The organism is Paenibacillus sp. 01T47 (assembly GCF_056398245.1).
Genome location: NZ_JBFTPA010000056.1, coordinates 1 through 3,605, shown reverse-complemented (window position 1 = coordinate 3,605; position 3,605 = coordinate 1). Strand labels below are relative to the sequence as shown.

The following is a 3,605-nucleotide window of genomic DNA, read 5'->3' as shown; positions in this document are numbered from 1 at the left end:
CCAAGTGAGAAATAAACCAACCACCGATAGAAGCCCCTACAGTAATTCCAAGATTGGAAAATGAGACAAACAAGCTGTTGCCGAATTCGGGAGCTTCTTTCGCCTCGGTCGTTAACCATGCTTGACTGACAATAAGCCCGCCGGAATGCACTACCCCCCAAATGATTACGATAACAACCATCGGAATGAGATAAGATCCCAGATAATAAGCGAATAAGTAAATTACCGCATATAGCAGAGGAAACATGATGACGGTCTTTGTAATGCTTTTATGAACAAAGCCCCCAAATAAAAAATTCCCRAAAATCATGATGATACCAAAGACCATCAACATGATGCTGATTCCTGACCCGTTCATATGTGTTACTTGCACAAGATATTCAGCAAAGTAGCTGTACACAGAAAACATAGCTGCAAAGATAAAAATAACGGTCACGATATTTAACCACAATTGAGGTTTACGTAATATGCCAAGCTGCTTGCCATAAGACATTTTTTCCTTAACAGGCATGGAAGGAAGCCAAACTTGTATCCCTACAAAGGCAATCATGCTTACAACAGCTCCGAACAGGAAAGCGACTTCTAACGAAATCTTCTCCGCGAGATAAGATGTCAAAGGCACGCCAAAAGCAAACCCCACYGTGATTCCGGCGAAAACCTTTGTGACCGCTTTACTGCTTTTTTCCGGAGGGACAAGCTTGGCTGCGGTCACAAGGGCAACCGAAAAAAAGACGGGATGAAAAATAGCAGGGATAAWACGAAAAACTAGCATCACATCGAACTGGGTCGTATAAGCATAAACCATATTCGAAATTGCAAAAATAAGCAAAGTGGTTAATAGAATGACTTTACGATTAATACCGGATACGAGTAATGTCAGGAATGGACCTGAGATAGCAACGACGAGAGCAAATATACTTACAAGCCATCCRGCCTGTGAGGTCGATATATTAAATTTTTGAGTTACCTGGGGTAAAACACCTATAATCCCCATTTCCGTTGTAATAATACCGAATACGCCTAAAGCCAAAATAATGATAAGCAAAGGGTTAACCTGWTTCATTTTAAATGTAAGYCTCCTTTTATATTTACATATATAGATTCATAGATGTATATTWMAAAAAAAAAGACCTCCTTTCAGTCTATAGTTTCTTTTGGATGTACTCGGAAAATTCCTGTATTGTCTTTTCGTTTCGACGATAGTACGTCCACTTCCCAATTCGCTCAGATTCCAACAAACCAGCTTTTTGCATCGTCAACAAATAACTCGAAATAACAGACTGTGCAAGACCTGCTTTAGCCTGAATATCTCCCACGCATACACCAATTTGAAAATTGAGAYYTTGTTGTAGATAAGGTTTTTCATCAAAGAATTCCTCTGGATTCTTTAACCATAGCATAATTTGACTACGCGTCTCGTTAGACAAAGCTTTATAAATCTGTAATGGTTCCATACAGATTATTATATCTATTTTTATAGATTTGTAAATATAAAATGTGCTGTTTTCTCCAATATCTTTTGACAAGAACTTGAAAAATCTATTGCCTGTACCGACTTTTGTTGGAGAAATCTGCCCGTTAGTTCAATAAAAAGAGCAGGCATCGCAGCGCCTGCTCATCATTTGTGTTATTCCACTATCGTTCTCCGATAGCTTAATGACTATTTCACGCTTCTTGTGCTACCCTGAACATATGCCCATTAACATCTCGAAATGTGAACTCTCTTACGCCCCAGGGTTTTTGTTCAATATCTTGCACAATGTCTAGTGCTTTACTTTTATACAATGTATAAATTTCATCTATATTTTGTACAAAGAGATAAGAGTGAGCTCTATAAGTTGTGAACGATTCCTGTACATCCAGATGAAATTCAATATCACCACATTGGATTGCGGCATAGCCATTGTCATCCCATATCCAAGCCACCTTAAACCCAAGCACATCTAGGTAAAATGCAAGGGATTCATCCATATTACGTACGGGTAAAATCGGAACTTGACATTGAATGTTTAGCATAAAAAATACCTCCCCCCAGCTGGTTCATCAATAACAAAGAATATATTCGTTGAGTCTTTATAATTTCCTCTATTCTCATTGTTCAGTTCTCCTGCCCGTTAGCGTAATGAAAAAATGGAGCAGCTGCCGCAGCAAACTACTCCATGTTTGTTCAACTATCGTCTCCCGTTAGCTAACGGTTAACGTTAGTTCAGCGAGTAGCAGTTCTACGTTTCCAGCGCGTAAGGGTATTTGAGTCTTATCAAAAAGGCTTATGTAGTGACAATGTACTGAGAAAAAATTCTGTATATAAAGGGGGGCGCCCCCCCCCTTGGCCCCCTCTGTCCGTAAAATAGAAAACCCGATCGAGTGAGATCGGGTTTTTTGTCTCATGGTTATGCATAATAGCTTTTAAATGCAGAATTAAGAAGCACTATCTTCTTAACTCAAACAAACTTCCGACTCGTCTTCTTCCCATCACAGCTGAACACAATCTTCTTATCCTCAACAAACGTCTCCAGGTGAACGTTTTTCCCCCAAAGCTGAACGACATGAGGCAGCGTACGCTCCACATACTTCAGATCGAGCTCCATCCCTTCATACTCATGAATAAGATAAAGCTCACCCACACGATTAAAATCCCCATCCTTGACCATCAAACTAGGGAAACCACCGTTTACTTTTGAATAAACTAGCTGATCGCGAATCTTCTCCCACGACTTATCGGTAATTTTCCACTCAGGGCCTTTTTTCTCGAAAATGTACAAATCGAGATCATTAACCAGATCTTTCGTCAGGTAGTTGCGGATGAACGAAATATCGGAATCGAGCTCGCGTACCTCGAACATTTTTTCCCTGCCCTTGCCGGGGACGCGTCCGAAGCGTGCTTGTTCTTCCTTTGTTGGGTTATCGAAGCGGCGCTCGATATCCTCGAATATTTTTAAGCCCAAATAATAGGGATTCAAGGTATGCCGGGATGGCTGCACGACAGAGGAGTTCAGCTTAGCGAACTCAATCGTTTCATCGCTAGTCAGATCAAGCTCGCGTATGATCCGCTGATGCCAGTAGGAAGCCCAGCCTTCGTTCATAATCTTGGTCTCGATTTGCGGCCAGAAGTAGAGCATCTCATCGCGAAGCATAGACAGAATATCACGCTGCCAATCCTCCAGAGTAGGGGAGTACTCCTCAATGAACCAGATGAGATCTTTTTCTGGCCGTGGCGGAAAACGTTTGGCGTCAGCGGCCTGCGATTGAGCGGCTGATGCGGCGGCAGCTGTTCGATCCGGGTCTAGATTCCATAAGTCATCATAAGAGGAGGAAGGAATATTCCACTCCGAACGCTCGCTGTCCTTTTGCACCATTTCGATATAACGTTTCTTATCCAATTGATAAGGCTTAATGAGCGTCGGATCGACATGCTCTTGAATGGCAAGGATCGCATCGATAAACTTCTCGACCGCTTCCGTGCCATGATCCATTTCATATTGATGAATACGATCCGCTGTAGCAGACATGCTCTCGACCATATTGCGATTGGTTACACCAAAGCGAGCGTTGTTTTTGAAAAAATCACAGTGAGCGAGCACATGGGCGACGATGAGTTTATTTTG

Annotated in this window: 4 protein-coding genes; all 4 read right to left on the bottom strand. The window is 41.8% G+C overall.

Annotated elements, in window-relative coordinates; translation table 11 throughout:
- The coding region (locus AC1DOV_RS34530) for an MFS transporter (RefSeq protein WP_477552146.1) at positions 1-1,063 on the bottom strand (1,063 nt) is incomplete at its 3' end.
- A gap of 79 nt (positions 1,064-1,142) precedes the next feature.
- Positions 1,143-1,454, bottom strand: coding sequence for an ArsR/SmtB family transcription factor (locus tag AC1DOV_RS34525; RefSeq protein ID WP_477552147.1), 312 nt, complete (start codon positions 1,452-1,454; stop codon positions 1,143-1,145).
- Between the two features lie 211 nt (positions 1,455-1,665).
- Entirely contained in the window at positions 1,666-2,016 is a 351-nt protein-coding gene (locus AC1DOV_RS34520) for a bleomycin resistance protein (RefSeq protein WP_477512843.1), read from the bottom strand.
- Positions 2,017-2,441: 425 nt separating this feature from the next.
- A partial coding sequence (locus AC1DOV_RS34515; RefSeq protein WP_477552145.1) for a SpoVR family protein occupies positions 2,442-3,605 on the bottom strand: 1,164 nt, incomplete at its 5' end.